The organism is Micromonospora lupini str. Lupac 08, assembly GCF_000297395.2.
Lineage (GTDB): Bacteria > Actinomycetota > Actinomycetes > Mycobacteriales > Micromonosporaceae > Micromonospora > Micromonospora lupini.
Genome location: NZ_HF570108.1, coordinates 2,011,647 through 2,029,499, shown reverse-complemented (window position 1 = coordinate 2,029,499; position 17,853 = coordinate 2,011,647). Strand labels below are relative to the sequence as shown.

Below are 17,853 nucleotides of genomic sequence, written 5' to 3'. Positions count from 1 at the left end.
CGAGTCGCTTCGCGCCGGCATGGGGGCCGGTGCGGCGCACGCGGGTGGCGTACGGGCCGTACCGTCACTGCCGGGTTGTCCGGGACGGGCAGGGAGAGCGGGGCATGCAGCCGGACCAGGGTCGTCCGACGACCGCCTGCGGTCGCCTGGCAGTGGCGGAGCGGCCCGGACCGATCACCGACCGGCGAGGCGGCGGGAGGGGTGAGCCCTCGGCATGCCTGCGACGGTTGACTGAGGTGACGGGGAGCGTGCCCTTCGCTCCCGCGCCGAAAGATAGCATGTTATCGATATCACGCTCAACCGGCCGAGTGCCGCGGAACGGGCCACAGCGGACGGACCGACCCGGCGCCGAGCGCGCCGGTCAGGCCGGTCAGGCCGCAGGCCCGCCGACCGGAGACCGCTGGCCTCGCGGCAGGCGACCAGGGCGGCCGCAATCGAGAACGAGGCTCACCTCTGCGTGTCCCGCGACCGCGGGACGAACTCGGTGACCTGGGTCAGCCTGTCCCCCAGGTCGCAGACCTCGTCCCGCATGGTCCGGGTCCCCCCGTTCTGCATGGCGTGCATGGCGTCGCAGGCGTGCCGCCACGCCCGGCATGCGCCCGGCACGTCATCGAGGTCCAGGAGTGCCGCGCAGAGCAGGGCCGACGCCTCGAAGACGCCGATCCGGCTCTGCGACTCGACGGCCGCGTCGACCGCCCGCTCAAGCTGATCCCGCGCCTGGCGCCGGCGGCCCCGCGCACCGAGGCACTCGGCGATCGCGATGCGGATGGCCGGCTCGTCCGTTCTCCGTTCGGACTTCTCGCTACGGGCGAGCGCCTCCGTGAGGCACGACATGGCCTCGTCGAGGGCGCCGAGGCGGACGAGTGACAACCCCCGGATCGCGGTCGTCCGGATCTCGCCGTGCTCCATGCCGGCGGCACGGTACAGCGACAGCGCTCTCTCATTCTCCGCAAGCGCACGCTCGTGCCGGCCGAGTTGGCTGTGGACCCGTTGCAGGGCTGCGTGGACAGTGCCCAGCTCGGGGATCATGCCGTGCTCCGCGAAGGTCCGCTGCGCGCGCGAGAGCAGATCGATCGCCTCGTCGTAGGTGGCGAAGTGGTAGCAGCAGTCCGCGAGGCCCCGCATGGCGTGTGCCGCGCCGACCTCGTCCTCCCTGTCCCGGGCGGACCTCAGCGCCACGCGCATCATGTCCTGCCAGTCGTGGAACCGCCCGGTGAGCTGCAACCACGGCTCGACGGTGAGGGCCAGTTGCCACGGCGCGACACCGAACGCGCCCTCGGCCGCGCGCCGCACCGCCTCCGGCAGAACCTCCCGGTGGTCATCGAACCAACGCATCGCCTCGTCGTACGCACGGGGCCGCTCCGCGACCACGCCGTCGGGCGGCGGGGCCGGCACGACCGTCGGGCTCATCGACGCCACCACGCTCGCCGCGTGGTGGCTGCTGTGCAGATAGTGCTGCAACAGCCGGCAGACCGCCGCGTCCCGGTCCGGCTCCTCGGCCAGGAACAGCTCCTGCGCGTACGCCTTGATCAGGACGTGCGACGTGAACCGACCTTTGTCGTCCTCGTCGAGCATGGCCGCGTCCGCGAGTTCCCGCAGCATCTCCCGCGCGGACCGCGGCGAAGTCCCGGACATGCTGGCGAGGGCCTCGGCCGAGATGCCGGGCGCCATGGCGGCGGAGGAGAGCCGGAAGATGCGGGCGGCCTTCGGGCTGAGCTGACGGTACGACCAGGCGAACGCGGCGCGGGGATCGCTTCCGCCCTGGCTGCTGGCGAAGGCGGCGAGCCGTCGTGTGCCGTCACGAAGTTCGGCGGCGACGTCCGCCAGGGCGAGTCGCGGACGAGCGCTCAGCCGTCCCGCCAGGATCGCCAACGCCAGCGGTAGGCGGCCACACAACTCGATGATCTCGTCGAGAACGCCGTCCGACGACGCACTGGCCCCCACGGACCGGTTCGGCGCGTGCTGGAGACGGCGCAGGACCAGCTCACGGGCGCTCGGCATGTCCGGCGGGTCGAGATGCAGCAGATGGGCGCCGTCGAGCGCGGCGAGCTCGACGAGCGGCTTACGGCTCGTCACGAGAACCAGGCACGCCGGGGAGTTCGGCAGCAACGCACGCACCTGCGCCGAATCCCGCGCGTTGTCGAGGAGCACCAGGATGCTCCTGCCGGCGGTGAGGCTCCGGTAGATGCCGACGCGCGCGGCGAGCGTCTCCGGAACGCTTGACATGTGGAAGCCCTGCGACGACAGCAGGGAACCCAGCGCGTCGGGGGCGGACACGCTGTCGGTCTCGGCCTGGTCTCCCCGCAGGTCGAGGTACAGCTGGCCGTCGGTGAACTCCCGCGCGACCAGGTGGGCGAAGTGCGCCGCCAGGGTGGACTTCCCCACCCCGCCCATTCCGTCCAGCGCGACGATCAGCGGGCCGGTCCGTTCCGCGTCGGCCAGGGCGCCCCGCAGCCCGGCGAGAGTCGCCAGCTCCGCGGTGCGTCCGACGAACGCGGGCAGGTCGGGTGGCAGCTGCGCCGGTCGCACCAGCGGCACTGGCGACGAACGCACGCTCGGCCGCGGTCCGCCGCCCCCGCCCTTACCGGTCACCGTCGGCGGCGTCTGGGTCAGCACCTGGCGGTGCGCGGCCTCCAGCGCGCTGCCGGGATCGATGCCGAGATCGTCGGCGAGGCGGGAGCGCACCGTCCGGAACGTCTCCAGCGCCTCGGCCTGATGGCCGGCCGCGCCCAGGGCGGCGATGAGACTCGCCTGCACGGGTTCGTTCAACGGCGCGATTGAGGCGGCCAGTCGCAGGTGGTGGAGAACCATCGCGGGACGGCTCAGCGACACCGCGAGTTCGGCTGCGGAGACGCACGCGGCGAGGAACTCCCGGTCGAGTGCGGCGAAGATCGGCGTTGCCGCCGTTCCGGAGGCGTACGAGTCACCCGCCGGCCCGCGCCACAACTCCAGCGCCTCGACGTAACGGTCGAGCGCCTCGTCCCGGTCCCGGACGGCGAGACTCGCCCGGGCGGCGCCGGTGAGCTCACGGAAGGTGACCAGGTCCAGCGTGCCCGGGCCCGGCGCGAACAGGTAGCCGTCACCGTGCCGCCGCAGGTACGAGCCGCTCGCCCGCAGTGGGAGAGAGGGTTCCATCAGCCGTCGCAGGGTGCCGACGTACTTGTGGATGACGTTCGTGGCGCTGGCGGGCGCCTCCTCGCCCCAGAGGAGCCCGGTCAAGTTGCTCACGCTGATGGGTCGTCCCGCCCGCGCCAGGAGCAGGGCCAGCAGGCAGCACTGCTGTCGGGGGCCGGCATTCACCTCCACACCGTCACGCCAGAACCGCAGGGGGCCCAGGATCTGGAAGCGCAGACTGCCGCTGACCGGCCGCGCTCCGTCGTCGGCGCGACGGGCACCGGCCGATTTCGACAATGCGATCTCCTGTTCCACTTGACGGATCGTGAACATCTCGACGAGCTGACAAGTCTACGACCGGCCCGAGATAACAGGCCGACGGTCAGAGTGAAACGGACACGAGAGGAAACGGCGCCGCTTCAGCGGCGAAAACCGGTGCCCGTTGTCCGTTCCGGCGCCCGCCATCCCCTTCGCTCCGGCATCCAGAACTCAGAAGTTGTCAACTGCCTGTCGTCAGGATGTACGCGGAAGGTTTCCCGCAACGAGGACAGGCACCATGACCGCGTCAGAACGCACCACCCGGCCCGGCCCGGCTCACCCCACCACGTCGTACGGACCCCGTCCGGCCGCCGCAGCGCCGGGTCCTCGGAAAGGGCCGACCCTGTTCGCACTGGCCCTGGGCACGTTCGCCATCGGCACCGGCGAGTTCGGCAGCAACGGGATCATTCAACTCTTCGCCGCGGACCTGGGGACGTCCGTCCCGGTCGCCACCTACGCGATCAGCGCCTACGCGTTCGGTGTCATGATCGGTTCACCGGCGATCACGCTTCTCGCGGCCCGGGCCAACCGCCGTACCCTCCTGCTGGGCCTGATCGCGCTCTTCCTGGTCGGCAACGTCCTCTCGGCCCTGGCCCCGAACATCGCGACCCTCGTCGTCTTCCGCTTCATCACCGGAAGCGTGCAGGGCGCCTATTTCGGCGCCGGAGCGGTCGTCGCCGCCTACGTCTACGGCCCCGGCAAGGGTGGGCGGGCCTTCGCGACGGTGATGGGCGGCCTGACCGTGGCCACCATCCTCGGGTCACCGCTCGGCACCCTCGTCGGCCAGCACGCCGGATGGCGTGCCACCTACTGGACGGTGATCGGCCTGGGCCTGCTGGCCGGCGCGGCGCTGCTGGCGTGGCTGCCCCGCACCGACGACCTGCACGGCGGCTCCGTCGCGCACGAACTCGGCGCGCTTCGACGACTCGACGTCTGGCTCATGGTCGCGGTCGCGGCGCTCGGCATCTCCAGCATCTTCGCCGTCTACACCTTCATCGGGCCCTTCGTCACCGACGCGGCGCGAGAGAGCCCGTCGCTCATCCCCGTCGCCCTCGCCGTCTTCGGGCTCGGCATGGCGTTCGGCAACCACTTCGGCGGCCGGGCGGCCGATCGGCACGGCAGCCGCCCGCTGATCTACGGCTTCGGCTACGTCCTGGTGGTGCTCGTGGCCATCGGCCTCTTCGGCGCTGACATCCTGATCCTCCTGCCCGCGCTGTTCGGCGTCGGAGCGACAATGATGTTCGCCATTCCCACCATTCAGGTAAGGCTGACCGAATTCGCGCCCGAGGCGCCCACCCTCATGGGCGCCCTCAACCTGGCCGCCCTCAACCTCGCCAATTCGCTCGGCGCGATCGGCGGGGCCGTCACCCTCGGCGCCGGATGGGGAACCCTCTCCACGGTGTGGGCGGGATTCGTCCTCACCACCGCGGGCCTGATTCTCTTCCTCACCACCGTGGGCCGGGAAAAGACAGGAGCCACGCCCGCACGCCCACCGGCATGACAAGTGCCCTCGCCGCCGCCGGCACAGCCCTTCGATATCGCAGCGAGGCCATCTTTTCGCGTCCTAGACTGCGATCGTGCACGGCGGGGCCGCCCCCTGCCAAACGGGGAGGTGCGGGTGCCATGAATTCACGGCCGACGCAACAGCAGAATCAGGCTCACGGCGGCGCCAACCGCGACATGCCCCCGGAACTGGGTTCGGACTCCATCGGCATATTCGAGGGCCGGACCTTCATGTTGTCCAATTCGGTCGGTGACGTGCCGGGCGACTCCATCGCCGGCCTGGTGCACGACGACACCCGCTATCTCAGCCGTTGGCAGATGACCCTCGACGGGCTTGCCCCGCTCGTGCTCAGCGCCAGCACTGTCGATGCCTATTCGGCGGCGTTCTTCCTCGCCAATTCGGAGCTGCCGGGCCTGCGGGCGAACAGGATCGGCGTACGCCGGGAACGGTTCGTCGGAGACGGCATGTACGAGCGGATCGCCGTGCAGTACTTCGGCACCGAACCCGTCCGCGTACGCCTGCGGTTGGACGTCGGCGTGGACTTCGCCGACCTCTTCGAGATCAAGAAGGCGGGGCGGAGCAGGATCGCCGACATCAGGCGAACCCACCTGTCGGACGGCTCGGCCCTGCGCTTCTCCTATCAGAACTCGCACTGGTCGGCCGGCACGACAGTCGAGGCCGACCCGCCTGCCGACCAGGTCGAGGGCGACGCGCTCATCTGGGACGTGCACCTGGGGCGAGGTGACACCTGGGACTGCGAGCTGCGCGTGCTGCTGAACTGTCAGGGTGCGGACTACCAACCGGCCAGCCGCACCTTCGGCGAGGCGCACGACACTGGCGGCGACGACGTGACGGCGCGGTGGGCGGCGAACAAGCCGGACCTCAGCGCGGATTCGGAACTGCTGCGCAACGTCTATCACAAGTCCGCCACCGACCTGATGTCGATGCACATCGTCAAGGAGATCAACGGCCAGAAGGTCGTCCTGCTGGCCGCCGGCATGCCCTGGTTCCTGACCGTGTTCGGGCGGGACACGCTCGTCACCGCCTACCAGAGCATCAGCTGTGGACCGGACGTCGCGCGGGGTGCGCTGGTGACGCTCGCGGCGCACCAGGGCGACGCCGTGGACGACTTCAGCGACGAGGAGCCCGGAAAGATCCTGCACGAGTTCCGCTCCGGTGAGCTGACGCAACTCGGCGTCGTACCGTACGGCCCCTGCTTCGGCTCGGCCGACACCACCCAACTGTGGCTCATCCTGCTCTCGGAGTACTGGCGGTGGACGGGCGACGACGCGTTGGTGCGGCAGTTGCGGCCCAACGTCGACGCCGCTCTCCGGTGGATCGACGAATTCGGCGACCGCGACGGCGACGGTTACGTCGAGTACGCCACGCGCTCGCCGGGCGGGATGCGCAGCCAGTGTTGGCGCGACTCACCGGACGGTGTGCAGTTCGCCGACAGCACGCTCCCCGACCTGCCGGTCGCCACCTGCGAGATCCAGGGCTACACCTACGACGCCAAGCTCCGCGCCGCGGAACTCGCCGACGGCCCGTGGGCCGACGCCCCGTTGGCGCGACGCCTGCGTGCCGAAGCCGCCGATCTGCGCGACCGGTTCAACCGTGACTACTGGCTGCCGACGCGCGGCGGTTACTACGCGATCGGCCTCGACGCCCACAAGCGGCCCATCGACTCGATGACCTCGAACATGGGCCACCTGTTGTGGAGCGGGATCGTCCCGCCGGAGCGTGCCGCGGTGGTGGCGCGGCAGTTGATGTCCGACGCGATGTTCTCCGGCTGGGGTGTCCGGACACTGTCCACCGAGGACGTGGGGTACAACCCCATCGGCTACCACCTCGGCACCGTGTGGCCGCACGACAATTCGATCATCGCCGCCGGGCTCGCCCGGTACGGCCACCGGGACGCGGCCAACCGCATCGCCATGGCGATGCTCGAGGCGGCGGCCCACTTCGACTACCGCCTGCCCGAGGCGTTCTCCGGGTACGACCGCTCGCTCGGACGCCGGCCCGTGCCGTACCCCACCGCCTGCAATCCCCAGGCCTGGGCCAGTGGCGCCCCGCTGTTGCTCCTGCGGACGATGCTCGGGCTCGACGTCAGCGACGGCCGTCTCGGCACCGATCCGCGCATTCCCGAGGCGTTGGGGAGCATCCGGCTGACCGGCGTCACCGTGCACGGCACGCGGCGGATCGTCGAAGCCTCCGGCTCGCGCCTGCGCGCCTCCGCCTGAGCCACGAGAGACGCCCTGCGTCAGGGTCTCGCGCTGCTCGTCCGCAGGGTGGACAGCGCGTCGTGGTGCCGGGACCGGACCGTGCGGACCGGAACCCCGAGCACCCGAGCCGTCTGGTACGTCGTCCGTCCCGCCAGGTAGGTGTGCAGGAGCACCGCCCGATGCTCGTTCGGCAGCCGCCGCAGCAGCATGATCGCCTCGGCCGTGGCGACGGCGGCGTCCGCGTGATCCGGTTGGGCGACGTCGACCTCCGGTTCGGTCGTCTCCCGCCCGACGGCGACCTCCCGCAGCGACGTGACGGCCAGGCCCCGCGCCACCGCCATCAACCAGTCACGAATCGGGACCTCGCTGAAGGGGAGGCGGTTGCCGTGCTGCCACGCCTGGATGAAGGTCTCCTGCACGATGTCCTCGGCGAGGTGGTGATCCGCCACCAGCGTCCGAACGAAGGTGAGCAGCGGTCCGGCGTGCTCGGACATCAACTGGTCCAGTGCGGGACGCCGACCGGTGGCCGCACAGGTGTGGGTTGTCATTGCTGGTGCCTGGTCCTCCGCGAGAGGGGGTGGGCGAGCGGCCCCGCCACCGACACCGTTCGGGTTCGGCACTGGCGATCGGCCCGAGCCCTGACGCTACGGTCCGCCACTTACCAGCCTCGTGACGAACTCTTACCGGCACGCGCCAGGCCCCGGGCGTCCGCGAAGTCCCCGGCGGACTACCTCGGGCGTGCGATGTCGAGTTGGCCGCTCGCCCTGACCGTCACCCAGGTCGTGATCGTCGTCCCGTCGACCTCGGCCGTGCAGGTGAACCGGTGTCCGTCGATGACGGGCTGGTCGACGGGGCAGGCGACGGTGTCCGCGTCGAACTGGTAGTCGTCGCGAAGCACGGTGAGCACCTGCCGTTGCAGGACTGCGGTGTCGAGAACCTTCCGTTGCGGGAGGTCGGGCCGGGTCACGGCCAGGACCGTCCCCGCGGCGATCAGAAGAACGACCGGGACCGCGATGGCGACCACGAGTTTCCGGGAGGGACGCCGCCACCGGCTCGCCGTCGGCCCGGCCGTCGCCGGCCCCCACTGCGGCGGGGGCGCCGGCTTCCAGCGGGGCACCAGCAGGACCGTCCCGCTGGCGCCGACTACCGCGGAACTGTCGGACGCGCCGTCTGGGTTCATCGTCGACTCCTCGGGCTCAGCGGGCGGTGGGGGTCGGCACGGTGACCACCTCGGGTAGCGGCTTGGTGCGCTCACCGGTCGGGGCGACCGCGAACCAGGTGCCACCGACTCCCTGGCCCCGGATGTCGCCGGGCGCGGTGTCCCTGGCGAACCGGTAGACCGGCCAGCCGCCGATGGTCACCTGACAGGTGCCGTCGGGCCGCTCGACGTACCCGACGAGTTGCGGGTCGACGCCGTCCGGGTAGATCTGGCCGGGCGACGAGATGAGCAGTGGGGGCCAGGTCTTGGCGCAGTCGCCCGCGCAGGTCGCCTTCGACGGTTTCGCCGAGTCCTTGTCGAACCGGTAGAGCGTCATGCCCCGGCCGTCCGCGACGTAGGTGCCGATGTCGGCCTGGTTCGTGGCCCGCAACTGCACCACGGAGACACCCCGGCCGCGGTCCGGAGCACTCGGAACGGGAACGTCGGACGGCCCACTGAAGATCTGGACCCGCCGTTGGGTCTTCGCCACGGTCGGCGCCGGCACGGGGCTGACCTCGATGACCTGTGGGGTGGGGTCGCTGCTCGCGGTGGCCGATGCCGCCGGCGCGGGCCCCGGGGGCGGTGCTGTCGCGGTGGCGCCCGCGCCCGTGGTGTCCCCGCACGCCGCCAAGGCCGCCAGACCGATCGCCGCGATCGCGACCCGCGCTCTCTCCACCATGTTCGCTCCCCCTCGTGCTCGGTACGGACCGGGCTGCTGCACAGGTCCGGCACCCACACGGACGGCCCCACGAAACGGTTCAGCGCGGCCACCCGACCGGGCCCGCGACGGAATCCACAGCGCCCTGAACCGGATGGCGCGCGCATCCGTGTGGGTGGCGGCATCGGCGCAAGACGGTCCACGAGGGAACGGCTCGCCGGGCCACCGACCAGGGCAAGGAAGGGCGACATGGCCACGTACCACATCGTCAGCGAGGACATCCAGGAGTCGGCGAGCTGGCTGCAGCAGAACATGCAGACGCTGCTGGACGGGATGACCCAGGCCAAGAGCAAGATCGACACTCTGATCCAGGGTGGTTACAACACCCCGGGCGCGCAGCAGCAGTTCGGGCCGTACTTCGAGGAGTACAAGGGCAGCGTCGACCAGACCCTGCACGGCATGGAGGGCATCAGCCAGTACCTCACGCAGGTCAGCGACGCCTTCTCCGAGACCGACACGCAGACCGCCGCCAGCCTCAGCCGCTGACGAACGAACGGTCGGGGCCGCGTGGTGCGCACTCACCACGCGGCCCCAGCCGTGTTCCCGACGGATCATCCGACCAGGAGATACCCGTGCGCCTGTTGCTCACCGTGACGGACCAGTCCACCCCTGCCACCGACTACCAGGTCGAGGCGGCTCTCGACTCCACAGTCGCGGAGCTCGCCGAGGTGCTGGCCCAGCGCCGTCCGGAACCCGGTGGCCGACCGCCGACGCTCTTCGTCGCCGGTGCTCCGCTGGATCCCGGGCTCACCCTCGCCGACGCGCCGCTGTGGCAGGGCAGCGTGCTCGAACTGGACCGCCCGGCACCCGTGTCGCCCCCACGGCCGCCGGGTCCGCTGGAGATCCGGGTCGTCAGCGGCCTGGGCGCCGGCAGCCTGTTCCCGCTCGACGTCGGTGAGCACGCCATCGGCGTCGCGGACGACGACCACGTACGCCTCAACGACGACCCGCTCGCTCCCGCGCTCGCGCGGGTCCGGGTCGACGAGGACGGCGAGTGCCTGCTGCACCCGACCGGGCCCGGGTTGCTGCTCGACCGTGTGGAGATCGACGACGAGCGGGTCTGGGCGCCCGGCGCGCAACTCGCGGCGGGCTCGTCCCTGCTGGAGCTACGTCGCCCGGTCCGGGAGGAAGCCGCGCTCCAGATCTCGGAGGACCGCACCGGCCTCGACTACAACCGTCCGCCACGGCTGCTGCCCGCGGCGCGGACCACCCAGTTCACCCTCCCCGGGCCGCCGGCCCCGCCCGAGCGGCGGCCGCTCACGCTGATCACCGTGCTGGCGCCGGTCCTGCTCTCCGGCGCCGCGTTCGTCGTCACCCGCAACCCGCTCACGCTGCTCTTCGCCATCCTGTCGCCGCTGGTGCTGATCGCCGGCCAGATCGGCGCCCGCCGCCAGGGGCGGGCCACGTACCGCTCCCGGCTCGCCGAGTACGAGAAGAAGAAGGCGCGCATCAGCGGCGAGGCGCAGGAGGCGCTGACCACCGAACGGTTGGCCCGCCGGGACAACTTCCCCGACCCGGCGGCGATGGCGCTGATCGCCGTCGGGCCGCAGCGCCGGCTCTGGGAGCGACGCCGCACCGACCCCGACTTCCTCGAACTGCGGGTCGGCAGCGCGGACCTGCCGTCCGAGGTGGTGCTGCGGGACCTGAGCCAGGACGAGAGCCGGCGCGAGGTCCGGTGGAGCGCCCTCGACGTGCCGGCGACCGTGCCGGTACGCAAGCACGGCGTCGTGGGGGTGGCCGGTGGCGCCATCGCACGGACGACGGCCCGTTGGATGATGACCCAGGCCAGCGCCCTGCACAGCCCGGAGGACCTGCAGATCTACCTGCTCTGCGGCGCCGACGACGAGCGGGGCTGGGCCTGGGCCGGGTGGCTGCCCCACCTGCGCCCCCGCGACGGCCAGGACACCCTCGCCACCGTCGGCACCGACACCCAGACACTTGCCCGCCGGGTCGGCGAACTGGTGACGATCATCTCGGCCCGGTCCGGCGAGCGGGCCGACGGGGCGTTTCGCGACATCCTCGTGGTGCTCGACGGTGCACGGAAGCTGCGGTCCCTGCCCGGTGTCACGCAGATCCTGCGGGAGGGGCCGTCGGTCGGCGTGTACGCCATCTGCGTGGACGCCGAGGAGCGGCTGCTGCCCGAGGAGTGCCAGGCCGTCATCGCCCAGCAGCCCGACGGATCGCTGCTGGTGACCCAGACCCTCGCGGCCCCGATCGACGACATCCACCCGGACGTCGTCTCGCCCGAGTGGCTGAGCCGGGTGGCGCGGGCGCTCGCTCCGTTGCGGGACATCGGTGGCGCCGACGAGGAGAGCGCCCTGCCGGGCGCGAGCCGGCTGCTCGACGTACTCGGTATGGAGCCGCCGGAGCCGGACGCGGTGACCGCCCGGTGGACGTCCGGGGGCCGGACCACCGAGGCCGTGCTGGGGGTGTCGCTGGACGGGCCGTTCGCCCTGGATCTGAAGCGGGACGGACCGCACGGCCTGGTCGCCGGCACCACCGGCTCCGGCAAGTCCGAGCTGCTGCAGACCCTCGTCGCCTCGCTCGCGGTGGCCAACCGGCCGGACGCGATGACGTTCGTGCTCGTCGACTACAAGGGCGGCAGCGCCTTCAAGGACTGTGTCCTCCTGCCGCACACGGTCGGCATGGTGACCGACCTGGACACCCACCTGGTGAGCCGGGCGCTGACGTCTCTCTCGGCGGAGCTGCGGCGACGCGAGCACATCCTCGCCGAGGCCGGGGCGAAGGACATCGACGACTACGTCGAGCTGCTGCGCCGCGAGCCGTCCCGCGTCCCGATGCCGCGGCTGCTCATCGTGATCGACGAGTTCGCGTCGATGGTGCGTGACCTGCCCGACTTCGTGACCGGTCTGGTCAACATCGCGCAGCGGGGCCGGTCGCTCGGCATCCACCTGGTGCTCGCGACCCAGCGCCCGGGCGGCGTGGTCTCGCCGGAGATCCGGGCCAACACCAACCTGCGCATCGCCCTGCGGGTCACCGACAGCAGCGAGAGCCAGGACGTGTTGAACGCCCCGGACGCGGCCTCGATCTCGAAGTCGACGCCGGGTCGCGCCTTCGTCCGTCTCGCCCAGTCGTCGCTGGTGCCGTTCCAGGCGGGACGGGTAGGCGGGTTCCGTCCCGGCGCGCGCACCACCGCCCGGCCGGCGCCGTGGCTGGCGCCGCTCTCCTGGCCGGATCTCGGCCGCCCGGCGCCCCGCCGGCGCAGCGGCGAGGCGGAGCCGTCCGCCGAACTGACCGACCTCGCGGTGCTCGTGGGGGCGATCCGGGACGCCAGTGAGCGGCTCGCCATCCCGGCGCAGCACAGCCCCTGGCTGCCCGCGCTGCCGGCGAAGCTGTCCGTGGACGCGCTGCCGCCGGCCCGCGGCAGCGGCTACCACCTTCCGGCGGTGGCGTACGGGCTGGTGGACCTTCCCGCCCAGCAGGACCAGGTGCCGTTGGCGCTGGACCTCGGGACGCTCGGGCACCTGCACATCATCGGCTCCTCGCGCAGCGGCCGATCGCAGACGCTGCGGACCATCGGCGGGGCACTCGCCCGCGTCCACTCGGCGGCGGACGTCCACCTCTACGGGGTGGACTGCGGCAACGGGGCGTTGCTCGCCCTCGGTGGCCTGCCGCACTGCGGGGCGGTGGTGCAGCGCACCGAGGCCGAACGGCTCGGCCGGCTGTTCGCCCGCCTCGTCGCGGAGCTGGGCCGGCGGCAGCAACTGCTCGCCGCCAGTGGCTCGGCGAGCATGGTGGAGTACCGGGCCGGTGTGGCCGCGGCTGAGCGGCCGCCCCACCTCCTGCTGCTGCTGGACCGGTTCGAGGTCTTCGACAAGACCTTCGCCGACTACGACAACGGCACGATCATGGCCGGCCTGCTGACGCTGCTGCGCGAGGGCGCCGGGGCGGGCATCCACGTGGTGCTCGCGGGTGACCGGGCGATGTTCTCCAGCCGGATCTCGTCCACGACTGACGACAAGCTGGTGCTGCGGCTTACCGAACGCGGCGACTACAGCATGGTCGGCATCAACCACCGGCAACTGCCGGACGAGATCGAGGCGGGCCGCGCGATCCGGGCGTCCGACGGCGCCGAGGCGCAGATCGCGCTGCTCGGCGACGACGTGTCCGGTCAGGGCCAGGCGCGCGTACTCGTCGAGATCGCCGAGGCGGCCCGCCAGCGGGACGCGGACCTCGGGGCCTCCAGTCGCCCGTTCCGGATCGACGTGCTGCCGGACGAGCTGACCCTGGCGGACACCGAGGCGCTCGCCCGGCCCGCCGAGCCACTGTGGACGATGCTGGGGGTCGGCGGTGACGAACTCGCCGCGCTCGGGCCGGACCTGACGGTCATTCCGAGTCTGGTGCTGGCCGGGCCGCCGCGCTCGGGTCGGAGCACCGCGCTGCTGACGATGGTGGCGGGCCTGCTGCGCAGGGGAACGCCTGTGGTCGTGGCGGCGCCCCGCAGATCGCCACTGCGCGAACTGGCAGGTCTGCCGGGGGTGCTCGACCTCGTCACGAGCGAGAACCTCACCTCCGCCGGACTGACGGCGGCGCTCGAGGCCAGGAACGGGCCGGCAGTGGTCGTGCTTGACGATGCCGAGTTGCTGCTCAAGTGCGATGCGGGAAGCGACCTCGGGGAGATCGCGCGGGCCGGCACGGAAAAGGGCCTCGGACTGATCATGGCCGGCACCATCGACGGCCTGTCCGGCGGCTTCGGCGGCTGGCACGTCGACGCCCGGCGCAACCGGCAGGGTGCGCTGCTCAGTCCCCAGGGCCTCGGCGACGGAGAGCTCATCGGCGCCAAGCTGACCCGTGGCCAGCTCGGCGTGGGACGCCTGGGCCGGGCGTTGCTGCACCTGGGCGACGGCACCGTCCGCCTGGTGCAGGTGCCCCGGACCGATCCGGCGGCGCTGCGGGCGTCGGTGACGCCCGACAGGGCCGAGCCCCAGGCCACGGCGGCGGAGGAGTGAGGTAGGCGGGCCGTGGCGGAAACGGTCAGGGGGACACCGGATCGCGGTGTCCCCCTGATCTGTCTGGCCGGATCACGCGTCCGCTGCGGTCTCCCCCGTGGATTCCGTCCGGGCGGTCAGCGCCGGACGGTCGTCGTCCCAGGTGAACGTCAGCGTCTCGGTGATCGTGCCGAAGAGTTCGAAGATCTCCTCGGCCTCCGCGAGGTTCGGGCTCGAACCGGTGACCACCACGACGTCCGCCGAGCCGGGCATCGGCACGACCGTGTGCATCACCGCGCACCGCATAGTCGCGCCGTCCTGGGTGACGTTCTGGATGCCGTACACCCGGCCCACGGTGCCGATCCCGGGAATCACCGCAGTGGTCACCCGCCGCCAGGTCCCGTCGGCCCGGGCGGGCTGCCCCACCGCGGTCAGCGCGCCGAGGATGTCACCGCTGGCCGGCGGGGTAGCCACCGTAACCAGCACCGTCGCGGTCAGCGGGCCGTCCTCGTACAGCTGGAAGACACCGGCCGCGTGGACCGCGCCGGAGCGTCGCGCCTGGCGTACCGACCGGCGCACCTGCTCGGCGAACCGTTCCGCCTGGTCCGCGGTGAACTCGGCGGCCAGGGCGTGCCCTCGTGCCTCCTCGCGCAGCCGGTTCTCGCTCGCCTCGTCGGCCGTCGAGAAGTCGACCCACGCCTGCGGCGTACGCAGCTCGAAACCGGTAGGGGTCGGAGCGGGAGCATGGGTGTCCGTCGCGCTCACGGCGCCGCCCCCTCAGCCGGAGCCGTCAACGCGTTGACCGTCTGCGTGTCGGCCTCCCGGAAGGCGTCGGCGACGGCCTTGGCGGCGTCGCGTACCCCTTCGAGGTCCTTGGCCACGACGTGCCGGCCGTCGCCCCACCGCTTCTCGAAGTGGTGGGCGGCATCCTCCAGACTGCGCTGCCCGAGCGTGTCGACGACCGCGCCCATCGACCTGATCGACGCGCTGTCCATCAGCTCCTTCGTGCGCCGCAGCAGTTCGTGGACCCGCTCCAGCTCCGCGCCGGGTACGTGGATCACGCTCATCGCGCCCACTCCCCCGCCGGCCTGCCATCCCGTTCGCTCATCTCCGCACCCTCCAGACCGTCACGGCAACTGCGCCGTACACGGATCGGCGGCCGGTGCGGTTCAGCGGGTGAACCGATCTCCGTCGAGCTACGTGTGCGACTCGGCTCCCGGCGGACGGTTCGGGCGCCGGCCTGACGATGCGATGGGGAGGTTCGTCATGACGCGTCCGGGCGACGCCGAGTGGTCCGTGTTGCAGCTCGATTCAGATCCCGTGCCGGGTGACTCCGAGTCCTTTGCGGAGATCACCCGGGCATACCAGGAACTCGCCAGAACCACCCAGGAGGCCCACGACCTGCTCGCGTCCGGAAGCCAGGTCGACGTCGGCCAGGGCAAGGCGATGGATGCCTTCCGGGATCTGATCGGCAAGCTGCCCGGGCGCCTGGACGGGATGGCGAACTCGTACGCCGCGGCGGCGGACGCCTACCTGCGCTATCTGCCGTCGCTGGAGGAGGCGCAGACGATGTCGCTGCGTGCTCTCGACCAGGCGCGGCAGGCGGCCGGAGACCGGAGCGCGGCGCAGGCGTCGGTCGCCTCGGCGGTGGCGGCGCTTGTCACGATGAACGCCGACACCGCAACCGCCCCGGACGCGAAGGAGCAGGTCACCGACGACGCGAGCGCCGCCCGGAGCCGGGCGGCCGACGCCCAACAGGCGTTGGACGGGGCGAAGGCACTGCTCGGCCAGGCGACCGCCCTGCGCGACCAGGCGGCCCGGACCGCCGCGGAGACACTGAACCAGCTGGCGAAGGACGCACCGCAACGCTCCCTCTGGGACAAGATCGTCGAGGCGTTCCACGCGTTCGTCGACTTCCTCCAGAGCACGGTTATCGAATGGATCACCACGATCCTGGACGTGCTCTCGGTGGTCGCGTCGTTCATCTTCCCGCCCCTCGGTTCGGCGATCGGCTTCCTCTCCGGCGGCATCGAACTCGCCGCGGCCGCCCTCGGCGGCGACCCGGCCGAGATCGCCCTCGCCGCCGGTGGGCTGGCACTCGGACTGATTCCGGGTGGACGGATCGTCAGCCGGGTCATCAAGCTCGCCAGCAAGCTCGGCAAGGTACGCCCCGGCAGGATTGCCGACGGCATCAAGGACAGCACCAGGGAGGTCACCGGAGGCGCCGCCGCCGCACCGGGTCGCGGCATCGACGCGAAGGTCACCGAGGTCGGCATCGGCAAGACCATCAGGGGTGTGTTCAACCGGATCGACGACAAGTTGTTCGACCTGCGGTTCGCCCGGGATCTCCAGAACGCCCGGAAGAAGCAGGCGAACGATCCGACAATCATCCTCGGTCAGAACAGCAAGGGACACCTGAAGACGTTCCACGCCTCGGACGTCGAATCCACCCCGCTTGTGGACAACAACGGTAGGCAGATCGGTGTGCTCTTCCCGAGCAGGGCCACCGACAACGACAGCTTCACGAGCTGGGCCCGGACCGACGCCAACCTCGCCTTCGGCAGGAACATCGGCGGGACGATCGCCGAACCCGGGACCAAGGCGATCCGGCGCCTGCCCGGGAGGGAGACCAACTTCGCGGGCAACGAGTTCGACGTCGCGCCCTGGGCCCGGCTCAAGAGCGAGCCGACCCTGGTCATCGCGCACGGCAACCCGAACGGTGCCGCGGTGCGGCTGAAAGACGGCACGGTGCTGCATGTTTCGGGCGGGCAGTTCGCGAAGGTCCTGCATCACAACGAGATCTTCAAGGCCAGCAACTCGGCCTCGGACCCGGGGAAGTCGATCGCCTTGATCTCCTGCAACTTCGGCAACACCGCGGGCACCGGGGGGAAGGACTTCGCCAACGCCATGCGCGACCTCGGCAGCCAGCGGCGGATCTTCGCGGCGAACGAGACGGTCGTGACCACCGAGGGCGTGGACGTGGACGGGCTGTTGACCGACGCGGGTCGACCCATCGCGACGTTGGCGGTGGAGAACGGCGGCAAGTTCAAGCGCATCATTCCGAGCACCGAGGGGGCGAGTTCATGAACGAGCAGGACCAGGGCGTACGCCAGCGGAACTGGATGCTGTTGACGGACGCGGGGTGGACCGAGCCCGCCGACGAGGGCGCGGCGCAGGTGCCCCCGGTGGAGGCCATCGTCGGTGGCTGGCTGGTGGAGCCGGACGGCGTCGTCGGCCGGTTCACGCCCAACCCCCTGTATCAGCCGGAGGATCCGGAGGCGCCCACGAGTCCGGTGGACGCCGCGGCGAGGCTTGTCGCCACCGGTCGCGCCGGTGTCGACGCGGTGCTCCTGGCGCTGCGGGACAGCCTGGTGGACGTCGCGCTGGACAGCGTGGGTGACGTCATCGTGGCGTCGGCGCCGGACGACGTCCCCTGTGTGCTCGTCGCGACCGGCACCGCGGACCAGGCCCGGGTGGACGCGGCCGGCTGGCGGCAGGTCGACCTGGACGAGTTGCTGACGCTGCTCCCCGACGGCGTCGACGTGCTGCTGAACCCGGGCGGGCACCGTGCCATGCGCCTGTTCGCCGACGCGCTGCGCGACGTCGTCGTCGAGGGCGACCCGCAGGGCGGCGACGCGCTGCGCGAGGTCGTCGTCGCCGGCGACCCGCAGGGCGGCGACGCGTCGCCGTCGACCCGGTAGCGCCGCACCGCGCTGGGCTCGGACGTGTCGTCCGAGCCCAGCGGTGACCGGCCGTCGAGCACGTGATGAAGGCTGTCAACGTCTCGATTCGGCCTCGACGTGGGTCAACAGACAAATCCTCTGTAGATC

At 71.5% G+C, this 17,853-nt stretch carries 12 protein-coding genes; 6 read left to right on the top strand and 6 right to left on the bottom strand.

The window, feature by feature from the left end:
* Positions 1-447 precede the first annotated feature (447 nt).
* Complete coding sequence (locus MILUP08_RS10625) at positions 448-3,429, bottom strand: AfsR/SARP family transcriptional regulator (RefSeq protein ID WP_237747052.1); 2,982 nt, start codon at positions 3,427-3,429, stop codon at positions 448-450.
* A 241-nt stretch (positions 3,430-3,670) separates the two neighbouring features.
* Here MILUP08_RS10625 and MILUP08_RS10620 point away from each other — a divergent pair, with 241 nt between their 5' ends.
* The gene (locus MILUP08_RS10620) at positions 3,671-4,933 is read left to right on the top strand and encodes an MFS transporter (protein ID WP_007457418.1); all 1,263 of its coding nucleotides are present in this window, start codon (positions 3,671-3,673) and stop codon (positions 4,931-4,933) included.
* Between the two features lie 122 nt (positions 4,934-5,055).
* Positions 5,056-7,176, top strand: a complete 2,121-nt coding sequence (locus MILUP08_RS10615) for an amylo-alpha-1,6-glucosidase (RefSeq protein WP_007457416.1) — start codon at positions 5,056-5,058, stop codon at positions 7,174-7,176.
* A gap of 20 nt (positions 7,177-7,196) precedes the next feature.
* On the opposite strand, the gene MILUP08_RS34445 is transcribed toward MILUP08_RS10615, so the two are convergent.
* The 3 genes from MILUP08_RS34445 to MILUP08_RS10595 form a co-directional block, all read right to left on the bottom strand.
* Positions 7,197-7,706, bottom strand: a complete 510-nt coding sequence (locus MILUP08_RS34445; RefSeq protein ID WP_007457414.1) for a sigma-70 family RNA polymerase sigma factor — start codon at positions 7,704-7,706, stop codon at positions 7,197-7,199.
* 179 nt (positions 7,707-7,885) lie between these two features.
* On the bottom strand, positions 7,886-8,338 hold the full coding sequence (locus MILUP08_RS10605) for a DUF4333 domain-containing protein (RefSeq protein WP_007457412.1): 453 nt from the start codon (positions 8,336-8,338) through the stop codon (positions 7,886-7,888).
* Positions 8,339-8,354: 16 nt separating this feature from the next.
* Positions 8,355-9,035 carry a Lipoprotein (fragment) gene (locus MILUP08_RS10595; protein WP_007457409.1) on the bottom strand — a complete coding sequence of 227 codons (681 nt, stop codon included), beginning with the start codon at positions 9,033-9,035 and terminating at the stop codon, positions 8,355-8,357.
* Positions 9,036-9,263: 228 nt separating this feature from the next.
* Here MILUP08_RS10595 and MILUP08_RS10590 point away from each other — a divergent pair, with 228 nt between their 5' ends.
* Both MILUP08_RS10590 and MILUP08_RS10585 read left to right on the top strand, forming a co-directional pair.
* Entirely contained in the window at positions 9,264-9,560 is a 297-nt protein-coding gene (locus MILUP08_RS10590; protein ID WP_007457407.1) for a WXG100 family type VII secretion target, read from the top strand.
* Between the two features lie 86 nt (positions 9,561-9,646).
* Complete coding sequence (locus tag MILUP08_RS10585) at positions 9,647-14,044, top strand: FtsK/SpoIIIE domain-containing protein (protein ID WP_007457405.1); 4,398 nt, start codon at positions 9,647-9,649, stop codon at positions 14,042-14,044.
* A 72-nt stretch (positions 14,045-14,116) separates the two neighbouring features.
* Here MILUP08_RS10585 and MILUP08_RS33710 read toward each other — a convergent pair whose 3' ends face one another.
* On the bottom strand, positions 14,117-14,788 hold the full coding sequence (locus MILUP08_RS33710) for a hypothetical protein (RefSeq protein WP_007457403.1): 672 nt from the start codon (positions 14,786-14,788) through the stop codon (positions 14,117-14,119).
* The gene (locus MILUP08_RS10575; protein ID WP_007457401.1) at positions 14,785-15,090 is read right to left on the bottom strand and encodes a hypothetical protein; all 306 of its coding nucleotides are present in this window, start codon (positions 15,088-15,090) and stop codon (positions 14,785-14,787) included. The genes MILUP08_RS33710 and MILUP08_RS10575 overlap by 4 nt, the downstream gene beginning before the upstream one ends.
* Before the next feature lie 199 nt (positions 15,091-15,289).
* On the opposite strand from MILUP08_RS10575, the gene MILUP08_RS10570 reads away from it, so the two are divergent.
* Both MILUP08_RS10570 and MILUP08_RS10565 read left to right on the top strand, forming a co-directional pair.
* Positions 15,290-17,110 carry a hypothetical protein gene (locus MILUP08_RS10570; RefSeq protein ID WP_007457398.1) on the top strand — a complete coding sequence of 607 codons (1,821 nt, stop codon included), beginning with the start codon at positions 15,290-15,292 and terminating at the stop codon, positions 17,108-17,110.
* A complete protein-coding gene (locus MILUP08_RS10565) occupies positions 17,107-17,724 on the top strand; it encodes a type VII secretion system-associated protein (protein ID WP_007457396.1) in 618 nt (205 codons plus the stop codon). Before MILUP08_RS10570 ends, MILUP08_RS10565 begins: the two co-directional genes overlap by 4 nt.
* The last annotated feature ends 129 nt before the right edge of the window (positions 17,725-17,853 follow it).